The organism is Cereibacter sediminicola (genome assembly GCF_007668225.1).
In the GTDB taxonomy this organism is placed as follows: domain Bacteria; phylum Pseudomonadota; class Alphaproteobacteria; order Rhodobacterales; family Rhodobacteraceae; genus Cereibacter_A; species Cereibacter_A azotoformans.
Genome location: NZ_VDEK01000007.1, coordinates 58,112 through 74,415, shown reverse-complemented (window position 1 = coordinate 74,415; position 16,304 = coordinate 58,112). Strand labels below are relative to the sequence as shown.

Sequence of the window (16,304 nt, the reverse complement as noted above, 5' to 3'; positions counted from 1 at the left end):
CCGAGCCCTTACCGATACCGCCGGAAGGATCGAGCGCGACCGCCCGGGGATCAACCGCGCGGGGATGCGTCACAAGATCACGCCGTCCCCGGAGGCCCCGGTTGCGGTGCGCGGGCGGGAGCAGCCCCGCGCACCGGCTGGCCCGGATCAGTAGGCCACGCGCTTGTAGTAGCGGCGCGTCACCAGCGGGTGATCGCGCATCACCTCGAGATGGGCGCTCAGCCGCTCCATCAGCGTGGCCATCACGGCGGGCGAGATCAGCGCGCGGATCTCGGGCGACAGGCTCCGCGGCAGGTAGTCGGCCGTCGAGATCACGGTGAAGCGGTCGGTGTAGTGCGGGGCGAACTGCGCCACGCGCTCGGCCAGCGGGTCGCACTCATCCTCGCCGCGGAACAGGACCAGGCTTACCCCCTTCTCGATCAGCTCGAGCGGGCCGTGGAAGAAGTCCGAGGCATGGACCGGCCGCGTGCGGATCCACTGCATTTCCTCGAGGATGCAGGTCGCGTAATAGAGCGCCTCGGGCCACATGTTCCCGGCGCCGGTGAACATGTGATAGTCCGCGCCCGCGATGATGCGCGCATGATCCTCGGCCTTCGGCTCGAAGGCCTTCTTGGCCTCGACCAGCGCCGCGGGCACGGTCGCCAGCTCGGCCACCAGCGCATCGTAGTTGTCGATCTCGCCGCGGGCCTTCAGCACCGACAGGGCGACCAGCAGCGACTGGAGGTAGAAGCTTTCGGACGAGGTGTCATCCTCGGCGAAGTTCACCAGCGCCGGGTTCCCCCCCAGCCCCAGCGGCGTGTCGGCGTGGCCCACCAGCGTGATGATCTTCGCGCCGATCTCCTTCAGCCGGTTGAGCATCGCGACGCTTTCCTTGGTCGTGCCGGACAGCGAGGGCATGACCACGATCGACTTTTCGGTAAGGTTCGCCGATCCGGTCAGGACCAGCTCGGCCGGGTAGTCCTTGAAGGTCGGAAAGCCCGAGCGGCGATGAAGCAGCTGCACCGCCGGCTCCATCAGATAGGCCACGCCCCCGGTGCCGAGGAAATGCAGGTTCTCGGCGCCCGCGGCGATGGCGGCGCCGATCTCGGCGTCGATCCGCGGCGCAAGCGCGACGGCGCCCGACTGGATGCGGAGGAAACGGTCCTCGTCGAAGTTCAGCATGTCTGGTCCTCTTGGTTTCGCCCCGCGGGGCAGGTGTCGGCAGCCCCGCCCGCAGGCGGGGAATGGGTCAGTCGCGAAGCGCGGCGACGCGGCCGGCAAGTCGGGCCGCGGCCTCGGACAAGGCCGCCGTCCGGGCCTCGCGCGCATGGGCATCGGCCGAAAGCCGCGCCTGCATCCGGTCAAGCATCGCGGTCACGACCTCGGGCGCGGTGCCGCCCGGCACGGTGCGGGCGCGCACGGCCTCGACCGGGTCCATCCAGCGGCGCAGGCGCTCTTCGGGCAGGTCGAAGCGGCGGCCGATCTCGTCCTCGGCCGCGGCATTCAGCACCTCGACCGTCAGCTCCCCGGCCCCGCCGCCGGTGGCGAGCACCATCTGCACCGCGCGGCCCACCACATGATGCGCGTCGCGGAACGAGATGCCGAAGTCGCGCACCAGCCCATCGGCCAGATCCGTCGCGGTCGAGAAATTGGCCTTGCAGCGCGCCAGAAGCTTTTCGGCATCCGGCGTGGCCGTCTCGAGGATCAGCCGCAACAGCGGCAGCGCGGCCCGGAACCGGGCGAAAGCGGGCCAGGCGTCGGCCACCCCCTCGCGCACGCTGTCGAGACCGATCGAGTAGTTCGACCCCTTCACCGCCGAGAGCGCCCCGGCCAGCGCCCCGATGCTGCGCCCGGCCTCGGCCCGGAAATATTCCAGCGGCAGCATGTTCTTCTTCTGCGGCATGATCGACGAGGTGCCCGCCACCCGGTCGGGAAAGCTCAGCGCGCCGAATTCCCAGGTCGTGAAGGTGTAAAGATCCTGCGCCACCCGCGAGAACAGCACCTGCGCGCTGGTGACGGCCCAGAGAAGCTCGGTCACGACATCGCGCGAGGCGACCGCATCGAGCCCCGGCACGGCGGGGCCGGCAAAGCCCAGAAGCGCCGCCGTCTGGTTGCGGTCGATGGGAAACGAGGTGCCGGCCAGCGCGGCCGAGCCCAGCGGGCAGGCGTCGGCACGGTCGAGCACCGCCGCCAGACGCTCGTGCTCGCGCTCCATCCCCTGTGCCACATTGGCGAGGTAATAGCCGAAGGTGATCGGCTGCGCGGGTTGCAGATGCGTATAGCCCGGCATCACCGTCAGCACATGCCGCCCCGCCGCCTCGAGACAGGCCCGCCGCGTCGCCTCCATCTCGGCCAGCAGCGCAAGGCAGGTCTCGCGCACCGCCATCCGGTCGAGCGTCGCGCCGATGTCGTTGCGGCTGCGCCCGACATGCAGCCTGCCCGCCACCCCCCGGCCCGCGATCTGGCCCAGACGGTTCTCGAAGGCGAAATAGCTGTCCTCGAACTGCGGATCGAGGTCGATGGCGCCCGGCCCTTCGGCCCGGATCGTGGCGATGCCGCGCAGAAGGTCGCGGGCGCAGTCGGTCGGGATCAGCCCGCAACCGGCCAGCATCACCGCATGGGCCTCGTTCAGCGCGCACATCCGCTCCAGCGCCGGGGCGTCAAAGCCCTGCATCGGCGGCTCGTAGATCGTGCGGGCCACCTCGGCCGCGGTGCGTTCCGTCAGGCGCGAACTCACGGAGTTCTTCATGTCAGCTCTTCCGAAGGATGGGGGCTGCGGGCGCTGCCGCGGCCGGGGGAATGGGCGTCAGGTGCGGACCGCGATGGCGGTCTCGATCTCGCGGGCCTGCGTCTCGACCCGTGCCTCGTCGGCCGCGGACCAGGGGCGCAGGAAGTGCCGCTCGATCCGCCCGCCGATCAGCGAGATCAGGGTGCAAAGCGTGAAATAGACGACGAGGATCGAGCCATAGACCAGATAGGCCGGGCTGCCGCCGCGCATGATGGTGGTCTGCTCGATCAGCACCTGTCCCGTGCGCAGCAGCTCTTGCGCGCCCACCACGGCACCGAGCGAGGTCGCCTGCACCAGCGCGGTCAGAAGCCCGACATAGGGCGGGATGATCACCGGCATCGCCTGCGGCAGCGTCACGAGGAGAAGCGTGCGGACCGGGCAGAAGCCGAAGGCGGCCGCCGTCTCGCGCTGGCCCTTGCCGACCGAGGCCAGCCCCGCCCGCAGGATCTGCGCCCCGTTGGCACCGCCCCAGACCGAGATCGCAAGGCAGCAGGACCAGAACGGGTTGAGCCCGATCCCCGTCATCGGCAGCATGAAATAGACGAGCAGCACCGTCACCATCAGCGGCAGGTCGCGCAGCAGCTCGACCAGCGCGTAACTTGGCCGGCTGAGCAGCCGCGACCGCGCGGTAATCCCCGCGGTCAGAAGGATCGCGCAGAGCGTGCCGCCAAGCGCCACGACCAGCGCCATCTTCAGCGTCTCGACCAGGCCGGCCAGCAGGAAGGTGCGGTATTCGAAAAGCAGGTCCATGGATCACCGTGTCGCGTAGGGCCGGTCGAGGCGCTTTTCCAGCCGGTGACCCAGCGCCGAGACGCCAAGGATCACCACGAGGTAGATGACGCAGATCGACAGGAACATCTCGGTCGAGCGGAAGTCCTGCGCGATCCGGTCAACCGCGACGAAGGTCAGCTCGACAAGGCCGATGGCCTGCAGATAGGCCGAGTTCTTGATCGTGCCGACCACCGTGTTCAGCGTCGATGGCAGCGCCGAGCGCAGCGCGATCGGCAGCACGACCAGCGCGGCATGGGGCAGCCGGCGCAGCCCGAGCGAGGCCGAAGCGTCGTGCATCTCGCGCCCCACCGAGGCGAGGCCGGCGCGGAAACTCTCGATATGGAAGGCGCTGGCCCAGACCGTCAGCGCCAGCACCCCCGACCAGAAGATCGAGAGCGTGAGGCCAAGGCTCGGCAGTCCGTAGAATATGAAAAAGATTTGCACAAGATAGGGCGTGCCGCGGATGAACTCCACATAGCCCTTCACCGTCCAGGACACGGGCCGCAGGCGCGAGACGCGCAGCGAGCAGCCGATCAGGCCAAGCACCAGCGAAAACAGGATCGCAAGCAGGCTGACCAGCAGGGTCATGCCCAGTCCCCGCAGAAGATCGGGCAAGGCGTCGAGGATATAGCCCCAGTCGATGACGGTCATGGTCGGTCCGTTCCGGTGCGCCCGGCAGGCGGGGTGGATGGGCCGGGAGGCGCAAACGCCCCCCGGAACAGGATCAGATCTGCGGCGGCTCTTCGAGGAAGCCGCGCTTCATCACCTCGGCGACGGCCGGTTCGTCCACGAACTGCGGGATGATCTCCTCGTAGAAGCCGTCCTTGCGCAGCTCTTCGAGCACGGCATTGACAAAGGCCTGAAGCTCGGGCTCGTTCTTGCGCAGGCCGACGCCGTTTACGCCAAGGTCAAGCCCCTCCTCGACCACGCGCAGCTTGGGATAGTTGCCGCCCAGCGTGTAAACCAGCCCGCCGTCGCCCACGAACCCGTCCGCACGGCCCTGCATCAGCGCCTGTACGCCGTCGGCCGTGGTGTTCAGCTGCACGATCCTGATGCCGGGAATGTTGGCCTCGAGCCACTTGATCTGGGTGGCGCCCTTGACCACGATCACCGTCCGGTTCTCCAGATCTGCCAGCGTCTGCACCGGGCTGTCGGCCGCGACCAGCACGTTCGACGAGCCCCAGAAATAGATATTCGAATAGTCGATCACCTCCTGCCGGGCCGGGGTGCGTCCCAGCGTGGCAAGGATCAGGTCGAGCTTGCCCGAGTTCAGCGACGAGATGCGCGCCTCGCTGGTGACGCAGGACAGCGCCGCGCCCTCGGCCGAGCCGAAGGCGAACTCGCCGATCTTCTTCGCCATCTCGACCTCGATGCCCACCGGCTTGCCGTCCGGCCCCGAGGCGCCGAAGGGCGGGCTGTCGCATTTCACGCCGATGCGGATCTGCCCCGCCTTTTCGATCGCCTCGGGCAGCGGCGGAAGGTCCTGGGCCTGCGCGAACGCCGCGCCGGAAAGCGCGAGCGCGCCGGAGAGAAGGAGGGTAGAGAGCCGCATGGGCATCTGGCCTTTCTGCTGGAGGGAAGGGAGCCGCAGGCTCCGGTTGGCCCGATCCTTCTTCGGGATCAGTGCAGGATCTGGCTGAGGAACAGCCGCGAGCGTTCCTCACGCGGGTTCGAGAAGAAGTCCTCGGGCCGCGCGCTCTCGACGATGCGGCCGCGGTCCATGAAGATCACGCGGTCGGCGACCTGACGGGCAAAGCCCATCTCGTGCGTCACGCAGATCATCGTCATCCCCTCCTCGGCCAGCGACACCATCGTGTCGAGCACCTCACGCACCAGTTCGGGATCGAGCGCCGAGGTGGGCTCGTCGAACAGCATGATCTCGGGCTCCATGCAGAGCGAGCGCGCGATGGCCACCCGCTGCTGCTGCCCGCCCGAAAGCTGGCCAGGATATTTCCGCGCCTGATCGGGGATTCGGACCCGTTCCAGATAGCGCATGGCGCGTTCTTCCGCCTCGGCGCGCGGCGTTCCGCGCACCCAGCGCTGCGCCAGCGTGCAGTTCTCGAGGATGGTCAGGTGCGGATAGAGATTGAAGTTCTGAAAAACCATTCCGACGCGGCGACGCACCTGCTCGATGTTGCGCCGCTGGTGGTTCACCTCGACGCCGCCGACGCGGATCGTGCCGGACTGGTGCTCTTCAAGGCGGTTGATGCAGCGGATCATGGTGGACTTGCCCGAGCCGGAGGGGCCGCAGACCACGATCCGCTCGCCGGTCGCGACAGAGAACGTCACGTCCTGCAGCACATGCATCTGGCCGTACCACTTGTTGACGCGGTCGAAGGCGATGCCCTGCCCTGTCGCTCCCGTTCCGCTCATCCGTCCCCCGTCGCCACTGTCGCTAACTTGTCTGACAAGTATTGGAGCTTCGACCCGGCATCTGTCAATCCGATTTTTACAAGGACCGACATTTTCCCGCATTTATCTGACAAGTAACAATTTTCTTCACAATTTTCCCTCGCATCTTGTAAGACAACATGCATGAGGCTAGACAGAAATCCCTGCCCGACCGAGTCAGGCAGAGCAGCCCCGAGGGAGAACCGGATGACCGAACAGGCGCGCATTCCGAAGGTGGCGGTGATCGTGGGCGGCGGCACGCTGACCGCGCTCGCCCACGACCCGTTCGAGACCCGCGACTACGGGCAGGCGGGCAGCCTGACCGCGGCCGAGCTGATCGCGCGCTGCGGCGCAATTTCGGACCGCGTGGCGCTGGTGCCGCTCGACTTCACCCCGCTGCCGAGTTTCGACATGGGGCCTGCGCAGTGGCTCGCGCTCTGCCGGCTCTGCGAGGCGGCGCTGCGGGCAGAGCCGGACCTCGCCGGCTTCGTCCTCACCCACGGCACCGGATCGCTGGAAGAGGCCGCCTTCTTCCTCTCGCTCGTCTGGGATCTGCCGGTGCCGCTGGTGGTGACCGGCGCGCAGCGCCCCGCCTCGGCGCTCGGCAGCGACGGCTACATGAACTTCTTTCAGGCCGCCCGGGTCGCCTCCTGCCCCGAGACCCGGCCGCGGGGCGTCCTCGTGGTGCTGCATGGCGAGATCCATCGGCCGGCCGAGGTAACCAAGACCCACAATTTCGGCCTCGACAGCTTCCGCTCGCCCGACCTCGGCCCCGTGGGCCTCGTGATCGGCGGCGAGGTGCGCCTCGGGCGCACCCTCGCGCCCCGTGCGCCGCTGCTCGACTGGCGCGGGCTGGGGCCGCTGCCCCGCGTGGACATCCTGCACTGCCACAGCGGCGGCGACGCCTGCGCGATGGAGGCCTTCATTGCCGCCGGCGCGCAGGCCATCGTGGTCGCAGGTTTTGCGCCGGGCTATGCGACCAGCGCCCAGGCCGCAAGGCTCGAGACATGGATCCGCGAGGCGGGCGGCCTTGTCGTCATGGCCTCGCGCGCAGCGGGGCCGGTGGTCGCGACCAGCCGCAACGACGGGCACGGCTTCCTGCCCGCCGGGCGCCACTCGCCGGTCAAGGCGCGGCTGCTTCTGCAGCTCGCGCTGACCGCCGGACTTGCGCCGGCCGAGATTGCGCGGCAACTGGCATCCTGAAGCGGCGAAAGGGACAAGCCCATGGACAGGCCAAGGGAAAGCGGCATCGAGCGATTGCGCAGCGGCATCCTCGAGATGATCCGCGAGCTGGGCCTGTCGTTCGGCGACCGGCTGCCGACCGAGAAGGAGATGGTCGAACGGTTCCAGGTCTCGCGCCCGACCCTGCGCGAGGCGCTGAAGCTCCTGGAACAGGACGCGATCATCGACGTGCATCAGGGCAAGGGTCGTTTCCTTGCCGCCGGGGCGCTGCTGACCATCGCCCGCCCGATCACCAAGTTCGAGAGCGTCTCGCAGATGGTGGCCAGCCACGGCTACACGGCCGAGACGCGGCTCTTGGGCTTCACGATCGTCCCCGCCGATGCCGAGACCGCGCCCCGCCTCGCCGTCCCCGAGGGCACACCCCTTGTCCGTGTCGAGCGCCTGCGCAGCAGCGGCGGACAGCCGCTGGTCTATTCCATCGACTGGCTGCCCAAGGCGCTTGTCGAGGGCACCGAGATGACACCGGACTGGAGCGGCTCGCTCGTGGCGCTTCTGGCCGGCGCGGGGCGCGGGCCGGTCGCCTCGACGGCGATGGTCCGCGCCGTGCCCCTGCCGCCCGAGGCCGCCCGGCTTCACGGGCTTGAAGAATTCGGCCCCGCGCTCTTGATCGAGGAGGTCTGCTACGCCGCCGACGGCACCCGGGTGATCTACGCGATGGACTATCACCGGGGCTCGGCCTTCTCGTTCAGCTTCGTGCGGAAGTAGCCGCTTCCAGCTGCCGCTCGGGCGGCTGCTCGCGGGGCCGCAGGCTCTGCCCGTCCGCGCCGAAGAGGTGGAGATTCGCCGGATCGGCCGTAAGCGCGATGGACGCGCCCGGATGCAGGTCGAGGATGCCGGGAAGCTTGGCGATCAGCGGCTCGGCCAGGCCCGCGACTTCGACATGGGCAAGCTGCACCTCGCCCAGCTGCTCGAGATAGGAGATCCGCCCGGCCAGTAGCGGTGCGCCGTCCGCCAGACGCAGATCCTCGGGGCGGATGCCGACCTGCACCGTCGCGCCCTGAAGCGCCGCGGCAAGCGGAAAGGGCAGAGCCATGCTGCCGCCGGTGGCAAGGGCAAGCCCCGCGCCCGCGACCTCGGCCGGGATCACGTTCATCGCGGGCGAGCCGATGAACCGTGCCACGAAAAGGTTTTCCGGCATTCGGTAGAGCGCGAGCGGCGAGCCCACCTGCTCGATCCGCCCGGCCCGCAGCACCACGATCCGGTCGGCCAGCGTCATCGCCTCGACCTGATCGTGGGTCACGTAGATCATCGTCGCGCCCGGCATCGACTGCTTGAGCTTGGCAATCTCGATCCGTGTCGCCACCCGCAGCGCCGCGTCGAGGTTCGACAGCGGCTCGTCGAACAGGAACACCTTGGGATCGCGCACGATGGCCCGCCCGATCGCCACCCGCTGCCGTTGCCCGCCCGAGAGCGCGCGCGGATAGCGGTCGAGATAGGGCGCCAGCTGCAGCACCTCGCCCGCGCGCGTCACCCGGCGCGTGATCTCGTCCTTCTTCATGCCGGCGATCCGCATGCCGAAGGCCATGTTCTCGAACACCGTCATGTGCGGGTAGAGCGCGTAGGACTGGAAGACCATCGCGATCCCCCGGCGCGACGGGGCGACGTCGTTCATCAGCTCGCCATCGATGCGGAACTCGCCCGAGGTGATGTCCTCGAGGCCGGCGATCGTGCGCAGGAGCGTGGACTTGCCGCAGCCCGATGGGCCCACGAAGACCACGAAGGACCCCGAGGGGATGTCGAGGTCGATGCCGTGAAGCACCTCCATGGTGCCATAGGCCTTGCGCACGTTGCGCAGCGTCAGTTCGGCCATCTCTCTGCCCTTTCCTTGTGCAGCCGGCCCATCAGCGGCCCGGCGTGAGCGACGAGAGCCAGCGCACCAGCGGCCCCGCCGTCCGGTTCCCGATCTCGAGGTCGTTGCGGATGCGGATCGCCCGCCGCACCACCCGCGCACCCAGCGTGCGGATGGGCTCGGGCGGCAGAACCGTGCGCCGGTCGAGGCCCACGAGGCCGCAGCGGCTCCAGCGGTCGTCCCGCCCCAGCACGAGGCTGGCGAGGATGCGCCCCGCCACCGGCGTCTGGGCGATGCCCGTGCCGTTGAAGCCCACGCCGAACAGGATGTCCGGCTCATCCGGAAGATGACCGAAGACCGGCAGATGCTCGGCCGAGCAGTCGATCGGGCCGGACCAGTCGGCCGCGATGCGCGCGCCGCGCAGCTCGGGGTAGACCCGGTGCATCTCGCGCAGATTGTCCTCGCCGCCGCCCGGCCGGCGGTTGAACGCCGCGCCGAAGCGGTTGCCGTAGGCCACGTTCCCGCTGCCCCGGCCGAAGATCACCCGCCCGCCCGTCGTGCGCTGGTAATAGAGCACATGGGCCTGCGCGTCGCAGATCGACTCGCCCCCCGTCCAGCCGATCCGGTCGAGCGTGCCGCCCACCGGCTCGGTCGCGATCACCTGACTGTCCACGACGTAAAGGTGGCGCCGCAGCGCGGGCAGCGCCGCCGCCCAGGCGTTCGAGGCGATCACAACCTTGCCCGCCCGCAGCACGCCCCGCCCGGTGCGCAGCGTGCAGGGTCGGCCCGAGACGATCTCGGCCACCGGGCTTTTCTCGTGGATCACCACCCCGCGCGCCAGCGCCAGCGCCCGCAGCCCCAGCGCAAGTTTCGCCGGCTGCACCGTGCCCGCCCGCGCCTCGACCACGCCCACATAGGACGCGCCCGAGCCGGTCCGAGCCAGGATCTCCTCGCGGCCGATCTCGCGCAGGCCGGCCTCGCCCTGCGCACGGCAGATCGCGGCCGCGCCTTCCCACGCGCCTTCCTGCGCCCGCGAACTGGCGGTCCAGAGCCAGCCGTCCAGCCTCAGCTCCATGTCGATCGTGCCCGAGGTCTGCAGCGCGGCCAGCTCCTCGATGGCCTCGGCGGTGGCGCGGCAGAGCATCAGCGCCTCGTCCGGTCCCACCAGCCGGGTCAGCAGGTCGATCTCGGCAAACCAACTGTGGACCTGCCCGCCGTTCCGCCCCGAGGCGCCCGCGCCGCAGAAGTCGGCCTCGAGGATCGTCACGCGCAGCTCCGGCGCCTGCTCCTTCAGCCGCAGTGCGGTCCAGAGGCCGGTATAGCCGCCGCCGACGATGGCCACGTCACACTCGGCCTCGCCCGCGAAGGGCTGCGTCGCGGGACCGGCGCCCAGATCCCGCAGCCAGAACGAGCGGTCGCCCTCGGGCGCGATGGTGGGCTGTTCAAGCCTGTGCGTTGCCATCTCGGACCTCTCCTGCCGCGATCACATCGGAATATTTTTCCAGCAGCCACGACGGGATCGAGCGCAGCGGCTGCGGGAACCCGCCCTCGTGCAGGCAGGTGTTGGCGGCCGCGTCCGAGGCGCCCCGCAGCGCATCGGCATCCGCGCGCCCCTCGAGCGCCCAGAGCGCGATGAAACGCGCGATGAAGCTGTCGCCCGCGCCGCAGGTGTCCACCACCTCGATCCGCCGCGCCCGGACCTGCGTGACGCTGCCCCGGTTGTCGAGGAACGCGCCACGGCTACCGCAGGTGACGACGGTGCTGATCGCGCCGCGGTCACGGAAGTGCGCCAGCAGCGGCTCGACCGGCTCGGCCGGATCCTCGGGGCCCGAGGCGAAGACCAGCGGCACCCCGGCCAGATCCAGAAGGTCGTGATGCGTCGAGACATCGACCGAAAAGCGCGCGCCCTCCGCCACGAGGCGGCGGACCAGATCCGGCGCGCTGTGGGTGCCCAGATGCACCCAGCGCGCGGCGAGCATGTCCGCCAGCCGCTGACCCTCGGGGACATAGCCGAGGCCCACCCCCAGATCCTCGAGCAGGAAGCGCCGGTCGCCATCGCGTTCCAGCAGCAGCGTGACGGCGGTGCTGCCTTCGCGCCGCTCCATGTCGTCGGGGTTCAGCCCGGTGCGCGCCACCGCCTCGTGGATCGCGTCGCCCTCGGGGTCGTGGCCGATCAGGCCGAAGTAGCGGGCGGAGAGGCCCGCGCGCGCCCATTGCACCGCGACATTCAGCGCATTGCCCCCCACCGCCATGCGGTCCTTGGACAGATAGACGTCAAGGCAGTTGTCGCCGACGGCGATCAGCTCGGACGATGCGCTCACGCCGCGGCCTCCCCGGGTTCGAGATGCGGTGTGATGGCACGCAGGTTGCGCGTCCAGGCCGTCACCGGATCGAGTGCGTAACTTCCGTCGCCAAAGGGCTCGAAGGTCAGCGTGCCGGCGTAGCCCGCGGCCGCCAGCTCTCCCAGCCAGTCCGCCAGCGGCAGCTCGCCGTCGCCCCAGACGAGATGGCCCGCGGGGCGCCCGTCCACCACATGCACATGCACCAGCCGCTCGCCGAAGAGCCGCAGGTAGTCGCCCACGCTGTCGCCCGCGCAGGCCATCGCCACCAGATCGAGCACCACATCCATGTTCGCCGCGCCCACCATCCCCATCAGCCGGGCAATGTCGGCGGCGCTCTGGGCGATGTTGCTCTCGACCCGCTGCAACGGCTCGAGCAGGCAGCGCAGCCCCTGCCCCGCCGCGTGTTCGGCGATCTCGGCCAGCGCCTCGGCCGACCGCTGCCAGGCGCGCTCGGCGGGCTCACTCTCGAAGCCCCGGCCGGGGGTCAGGAACAGGTGCGAGGCACCAAGCTCGGCCGCGATATCGGCCGCGCGGCGAAAGCGGTCGATGCTGGCCGCGCGAAAGGCATCGTCGCCCGAGGCAATGTTCACCGGATAGACCACCTGCTCGGGCGTAAGGCAGCGCACCGTCAGGCCCTCGCCCGCCAGCACCCGCTTCACCTCGGCCACGCGGGCGGCATCGGCATGGAACAGATCGAGATGCGGCGCCACGCCCCAAAGCTCGATCCGGCTGAGGCCGAAGCCGCGCATGAGCCGCGCGACCTCGGCGAACGGATAGTGCTGGAAGGCAAAGTTCGACCCGATCAGCTGGCGGGCGGCAAGGCGGGGGCTGCTCATTTCGCCATTCCCTCGGTCAGGCCGCGGATGAAATACCGCTGGGTCAGGAAGAAGATGATGACGATCGGTAGCGCCGAGAGCGTCATGGCCGCGAAGACCTGCGAAAAGTCGGTGCCGTGTTTCGACATCATCGAGGTCAGGCCGACGGGCAGCGTCTGCACGCTGGGGCTGTTGGTGAAGATCATGGCGAAGAGATATTCGTTCCAGGCAAAGAGGATGTGGAGGACGACGCAGGAGACGATGATCGGCCGGCAGAGCGGCAGGATGATCCTGCGGTAGATCTGGCCGGGACTTGCCCCGTCCATCATCGCGGCCTCGTCGAGGTCGCGCGGCAGGTCGAGCATGTAGGCGCGGATCAGGAAGGTGGTGAAGGGCACGCGGAAGGCGGTGTAGAGGATGATCAGCGCCCATTGCGTGTCGTAAAGCCCGAGCGACTGGAGCATCCGCACCAGCGGCACGAGGGCGACTGTCGGGCTCAGCATCATGCCGCCCAGCACGAAGGCGGTGATCAGGGGCTTTGCGGGCATCGCCGTCCGGGTCAGCCCATAGGCCGCGCGGGCCGAGATCAGCACCGTGGCCACGGTCGAGGCGAAGGTGACCAGAAGGCTCGAGATCATGTAGCCCTGCACGCTCCGCCAGGCGGCGAAGTAGTTGTCGAGCGACCAGCCTTGCGGCAGCGCGAAGGGCTGGTCGAAGATCTGGCTGTTGGACTTGAAGCCGCCGAGCGCCATCCAGAGCAGCGGGTAAAGGACGACCACCCCTACCGCCAGCAGGAAGGCCCAGAGGAAGGCCCGCCCGATCCCCGGCCAGAAGCCCCTGTCGTTCGAAAGGGCTGCGCTCATGCCATCACCCTCCGCCGCCGCGTGTACCAGAGCTGCAGGATCCCCGTGAGCATCGTCACCGCGAAGACGACCGAGCCGATGGCCGCGGCATAGCCCATGTCGTTCTGGTTGAAGCCCTGCTCGTAGAGCCAGGTCCCGAGCACCTGGCTCGAATTGTTCGGCCCGCCGCCGGTCATCACCATCACCTCGTTGAACACCTGGAAGGCGCCGGTCACCGTCACGATGATCATCATGCCGGTCATCTCGCGCGTGAGCGGGAAGGTGATGCTCCAAAGCCGCCGCAGCGGCCCCGCCCCGTCCATCCGCGCCGCGTCGTAAAGTTCCTGCGGGATCTTCTGGATCGCGATGGTGAAGAGCAGCGTCGAATAGCCGAAGCCCTGCCACTGGCTCATGGCGATGATGGCATAGATCGCGGTCCGCTCATCGCCGAGCCAGACATGCGACCACTCCTGCAGCCCCGCAAGCTTCAGCAACCCGTCGAGGATGCCGATGTTGGGCTGGTAGATGAAGTAGAAGAGCAACCCCGTGACCGTGGTCGAGATCGCCGAGGGCACGAAATAGAGCGCGCGCCAGAAGTTGCGCCAGCGCTCCGACGCAAGGCCTTCGACGATGGCGGCAAGGCAGAAGGCCGCGAAGACCTGGAAGACGATCGACAGCACCGCATAGGCGCCGTTGTTCCAGAGCGCGCGGCCGATCACCGGATCCTCGGCGAGCCGTCGGTAGTTTTCCAGCCCGACCTGCGTCACCTCGCCGGTGAAGATGTCCTGGTTCGTGGTGCTGACGAAGAAGTTGTTGACGATCGGATAATAGACGAACCAGCCCACGATGACGAGCGCCACGGCGATCCAGCGCAGCGCCAGCAGCCGCGAGAGGAAGGGGCGCAGCCGCGGCCCCCTCGCTGCCCCGAGGGCGGTGCCGCTGAGGGCGACACCGCTCTTTCCCATGTCCGCGGACAAGCTCATCACTTGGCCGAGGCGGCGGCCTTGCGGACCTCGGCCACGACCTCTTCGGCCGAGACCGTGCCGCCGGCGAAGGCCTGCAGGTTCGAAAGCCACGCCGCCGCCACCCGCGGGTGGTTCACCGTGTCAAGCCACTGCATGAGATACGAGGCCTCGGCGATATCCTCGAGGCCGCCCACCACCGCCGGGCTCATGTCGGCCGGATCGGCGCCGCCGATCACCGCGCTCGGCTGGCCATAGGGCGGGGCCGACAGCACCTTGGCATTGGCCTGCGTCGTCACGAACTTCATGAAATCGAGCGCCAGCGGCACGTTTTCCGAGGCCGACGAGATCATGTAGCCCTCGGGCGCGCCCTCGAGCGCCTTCGGATCGCCCTTGGCATCCTTCGGCGCGGGCAGCGGGAAGAAGCCGAACTCCTCGGGCGTGAGCCTGGTCGTCGCCGAGGCGGCGTTGTCGAACTCGATGATCTCCTGGTAATACATCGCGGCCTTGCCGTCGCTCAGCTCCTGGATGGCGTTCTGGTAGGAAATGCCGTTCATGCCCGCGCCGATGGTGCAGCGGTCGGCAATCGCCTTGAACTGCTCGAGCGAGGCGACATAGCCGGGATCGGAATAGTCGGCCGTCGCCGAGTCGAAGTCGCGATCGAGCACCTCCTTCGGCACGTTGTAGGCCAGAAGCTGGCCGAGGTAGTGGACGGCCACCCACGGCTCCTTGTTGCCGATCGAGATCGGCGTGATGCCCGCCGCCCGGATCGTGTCGCAGGCCTCGAGCATCTCCTCGAGCGTGGCGGGCTCCGAGATCCCCAGATCGGCGAAGATGGTCTTGTTGTAGCCCATGAACTTCGCATCGAGATAAAGCGGGATGCCGTAATTCTTGCCCTCATAGACAAAGGCGCCGACTGCGGCGGGGGCAAACGTTTTGCCCCACTCGGTATCCGGCCCGATCACCGGCGTCAGATCGACCGCCCGCTTGCCACGCACGAAGTTGCCGCCCCAGGTGCCCGTCCACGAGAAGAAGACGTCGGGGATCGAGTTCGAGGCGACGAGCGTCTTGGTCTTGCCCTTGACGCTGTCGTCATCCTCCTGGATCAGCTCGATCTTCACGCCCGGATGCTGCGCCTCGTATTCCTTCGCCAGTTCGACGAAATAGGGTGCAAGGCGCTGCATCCCGAACTTGGTCATCACCCTCAGCGTGCCCTCGTGCTCGACCGGGGCCGAGGGATCGGCGACGGCGGTCTGCGCGGTGGCCGCGCCCGCCCACCCGATGGCCGAGATGGCGGCGACGATGGCTGTCATGGACTGCAGGGACCGTTTCATTTCTCTCTCCTGTTGGTGGGCTTCTTGTTGAGTGTTTCGTCAGGCCTCGACGCAGATCGGCTCGCCGCTCGGAGCCAGATGCGCGCCGACCCGCCCGAGCAGCGCGGCCAGCACGACCGGCGAGGCAAGCGCCCGCACCTGCGGCGCAAGGCCGGGCAGCTCGGCCGCGGCGGCATCGATCGTCCAGAGCCGGTCGGTGTAGCGCGGAACGAAGCTTTCGACCCGCTCGGCCAGCGGGCGCAGCGCATCCTCGCCCTTCACGAGCAGAAGGCTCACGCCCGGCTCGATCAGCTCAAGCGTGCCGTGGAAGAAATCGCTGGCGTGAACCGGGCGCGCGCGGATCCTCAGCCGCTTCTCGAGCGTGTCGAGCGCGAAGTGATGCGCCACCGGCCAGGCCGAGCCCGGCGCCGTGACGATCAGGTATCTCTCGCCCCGAAGATGCGCGGCCAGCGCCGCAGCCTCTGGCTCGAAGGCCCGCGCGGCCGCGGGCAGCATCGCCGGCAGGCGCGCCAGACCCTCCAGCGCCGCCTCCGCCTCGGGCATCGCGCCGACCTCGGCCAGAAGCGCAAGCGCGATGGCCAGCGCCTGCGCCGAGAGGCTCTCGGGCGCGGGATCCGTCAGCGCGCATGTCGCCACGCCCCGCCGCGCGAGGAAGGCCTCGACATCCGGTCCCGCCGCCACAAGGACCGCCAGCGCCCCGGCATCGAGCCCCCGCGGCGGCGCCAGCATCAGCTCGGCCGGCGACGAGGCCGCAGCGGGAAAGCGCGAGTGCCGCCGGATCAGCTGCACCGCCGGCAGCGTCAGAAGCCGCAGACCGGCCGGCCCCACGAAGAAGATCCGCCGTGCGCCTGCGTCCAGAAAGGCCCGCAGCCTCGGCCGCGCCTCGTGCAGCACGTCCCCGGCGGCAAAGCCGAGGCTGGGTAGGATGTCCGGCTGCCCGGCGGCTGACTGCATGAGACCGATCTCACAACGCTGCGAAAGAAAGGACCGGTCCGGGGGCCATCCGGCTGAGAGACCGATCTCACACCCACTACTGCACGGCTCTGCCC

Annotated in this window: 16 protein-coding genes; 2 read left to right on the top strand and 14 right to left on the bottom strand. The window is 68.9% G+C overall.

The annotated features are described in order from the left end of the window. Window positions 1-147: 147 nt before the first annotated feature. The 6 genes from FG154_RS07125 to FG154_RS07100 form a co-directional block, all read right to left on the bottom strand. Complete coding sequence (locus FG154_RS07125; protein WP_145105944.1) at window positions 148-1,161, bottom strand: SIS domain-containing protein; 1,014 nt, start codon at window positions 1,159-1,161, stop codon at window positions 148-150. Window positions 1,162-1,228: 67 nt separating this feature from the next. Beyond that, the gene (gene argH, locus FG154_RS07120) at window positions 1,229-2,728 is read right to left on the bottom strand and encodes an argininosuccinate lyase (protein ID WP_145105941.1); all 1,500 of its coding nucleotides are present in this window, start codon (window positions 2,726-2,728) and stop codon (window positions 1,229-1,231) included. Between the two features lie 57 nt (window positions 2,729-2,785). After that, window positions 2,786-3,517, bottom strand: a complete 732-nt coding sequence (locus FG154_RS07115; protein WP_145105938.1) for an amino acid ABC transporter permease — start codon at window positions 3,515-3,517, stop codon at window positions 2,786-2,788. 3 nt (window positions 3,518-3,520) lie between these two features. Further along, window positions 3,521-4,189: an amino acid ABC transporter permease gene (locus tag FG154_RS07110; RefSeq protein ID WP_145105935.1), complete on the bottom strand. Its 669-nt coding sequence runs from the start codon at window positions 4,187-4,189 to the stop codon at window positions 3,521-3,523. A 73-nt stretch (window positions 4,190-4,262) separates the two neighbouring features. Beyond that, window positions 4,263-5,090, bottom strand: a complete 828-nt coding sequence (locus FG154_RS07105) for a transporter substrate-binding domain-containing protein (RefSeq protein WP_246100158.1) — start codon at window positions 5,088-5,090, stop codon at window positions 4,263-4,265. A 68-nt stretch (window positions 5,091-5,158) separates the two neighbouring features. Beyond that, on the bottom strand, window positions 5,159-5,911 hold the full coding sequence (locus FG154_RS07100; RefSeq protein ID WP_145105929.1) for an amino acid ABC transporter ATP-binding protein: 753 nt from the start codon (window positions 5,909-5,911) through the stop codon (window positions 5,159-5,161). A gap of 225 nt (window positions 5,912-6,136) precedes the next feature. On the opposite strand from FG154_RS07100, the gene FG154_RS07095 reads away from it, so the two are divergent. Beyond that, complete coding sequence (locus FG154_RS07095) at window positions 6,137-7,132, top strand: asparaginase (RefSeq protein ID WP_145105926.1); 996 nt, start codon at window positions 6,137-6,139, stop codon at window positions 7,130-7,132. A gap of 21 nt (window positions 7,133-7,153) precedes the next feature. Further along, a complete protein-coding gene (locus tag FG154_RS07090; RefSeq protein ID WP_145105923.1) occupies window positions 7,154-7,876 on the top strand; it encodes a GntR family transcriptional regulator in 723 nt (240 codons plus the stop codon). Here the strand turns inward: FG154_RS07090 and FG154_RS07085 are convergent. Genes FG154_RS07085 through FG154_RS07050 form a run of 8 tightly spaced genes read right to left on the bottom strand, consistent with a single transcriptional unit; the run spans window position 7,857 to window position 16,209 of the window. Further along, a complete protein-coding gene (locus FG154_RS07085; protein WP_145105920.1) occupies window positions 7,857-8,981 on the bottom strand; it encodes an ABC transporter ATP-binding protein in 1,125 nt (374 codons plus the stop codon). The two genes, FG154_RS07090 and FG154_RS07085, sit on opposite strands and share 20 nt — an antisense overlap. Window positions 8,982-9,012: 31 nt before the next feature. Next, window positions 9,013-10,422: an NAD(P)/FAD-dependent oxidoreductase gene (locus FG154_RS07080; protein WP_145105917.1), complete on the bottom strand. Its 1,410-nt coding sequence runs from the start codon at window positions 10,420-10,422 to the stop codon at window positions 9,013-9,015. Then, window positions 10,403-11,281, bottom strand: a complete 879-nt coding sequence (locus FG154_RS07075) for a PfkB family carbohydrate kinase (RefSeq protein WP_145105914.1) — start codon at window positions 11,279-11,281, stop codon at window positions 10,403-10,405. The genes FG154_RS07080 and FG154_RS07075 overlap by 20 nt, the downstream gene beginning before the upstream one ends. Then, window positions 11,278-12,138: a sugar phosphate isomerase/epimerase family protein gene (locus tag FG154_RS07070; protein WP_145105911.1), complete on the bottom strand. Its 861-nt coding sequence runs from the start codon at window positions 12,136-12,138 to the stop codon at window positions 11,278-11,280. Before FG154_RS07070 ends, FG154_RS07075 begins: the two co-directional genes overlap by 4 nt. Continuing rightward, entirely contained in the window at window positions 12,135-12,980 is an 846-nt protein-coding gene (locus FG154_RS07065; protein ID WP_145105908.1) for a carbohydrate ABC transporter permease, read from the bottom strand. Before FG154_RS07065 ends, FG154_RS07070 begins: the two co-directional genes overlap by 4 nt. Continuing rightward, a complete protein-coding gene (locus tag FG154_RS07060) occupies window positions 12,977-13,942 on the bottom strand; it encodes a carbohydrate ABC transporter permease (RefSeq protein ID WP_145105905.1) in 966 nt (321 codons plus the stop codon). Before FG154_RS07060 ends, FG154_RS07065 begins: the two co-directional genes overlap by 4 nt. Continuing rightward, window positions 13,942-15,255, bottom strand: a complete 1,314-nt coding sequence (locus tag FG154_RS07055) for an ABC transporter substrate-binding protein (protein ID WP_145105902.1) — start codon at window positions 15,253-15,255, stop codon at window positions 13,942-13,944. Before FG154_RS07055 ends, FG154_RS07060 begins: the two co-directional genes overlap by 1 nt. A gap of 39 nt (window positions 15,256-15,294) precedes the next feature. Then, window positions 15,295-16,209: a glucosamine-fructose-6-phosphate aminotransferase gene (locus tag FG154_RS07050; RefSeq protein WP_246100156.1), complete on the bottom strand. Its 915-nt coding sequence runs from the start codon at window positions 16,207-16,209 to the stop codon at window positions 15,295-15,297. Between the last annotated feature and the right edge of the window lie 95 nt (window positions 16,210-16,304).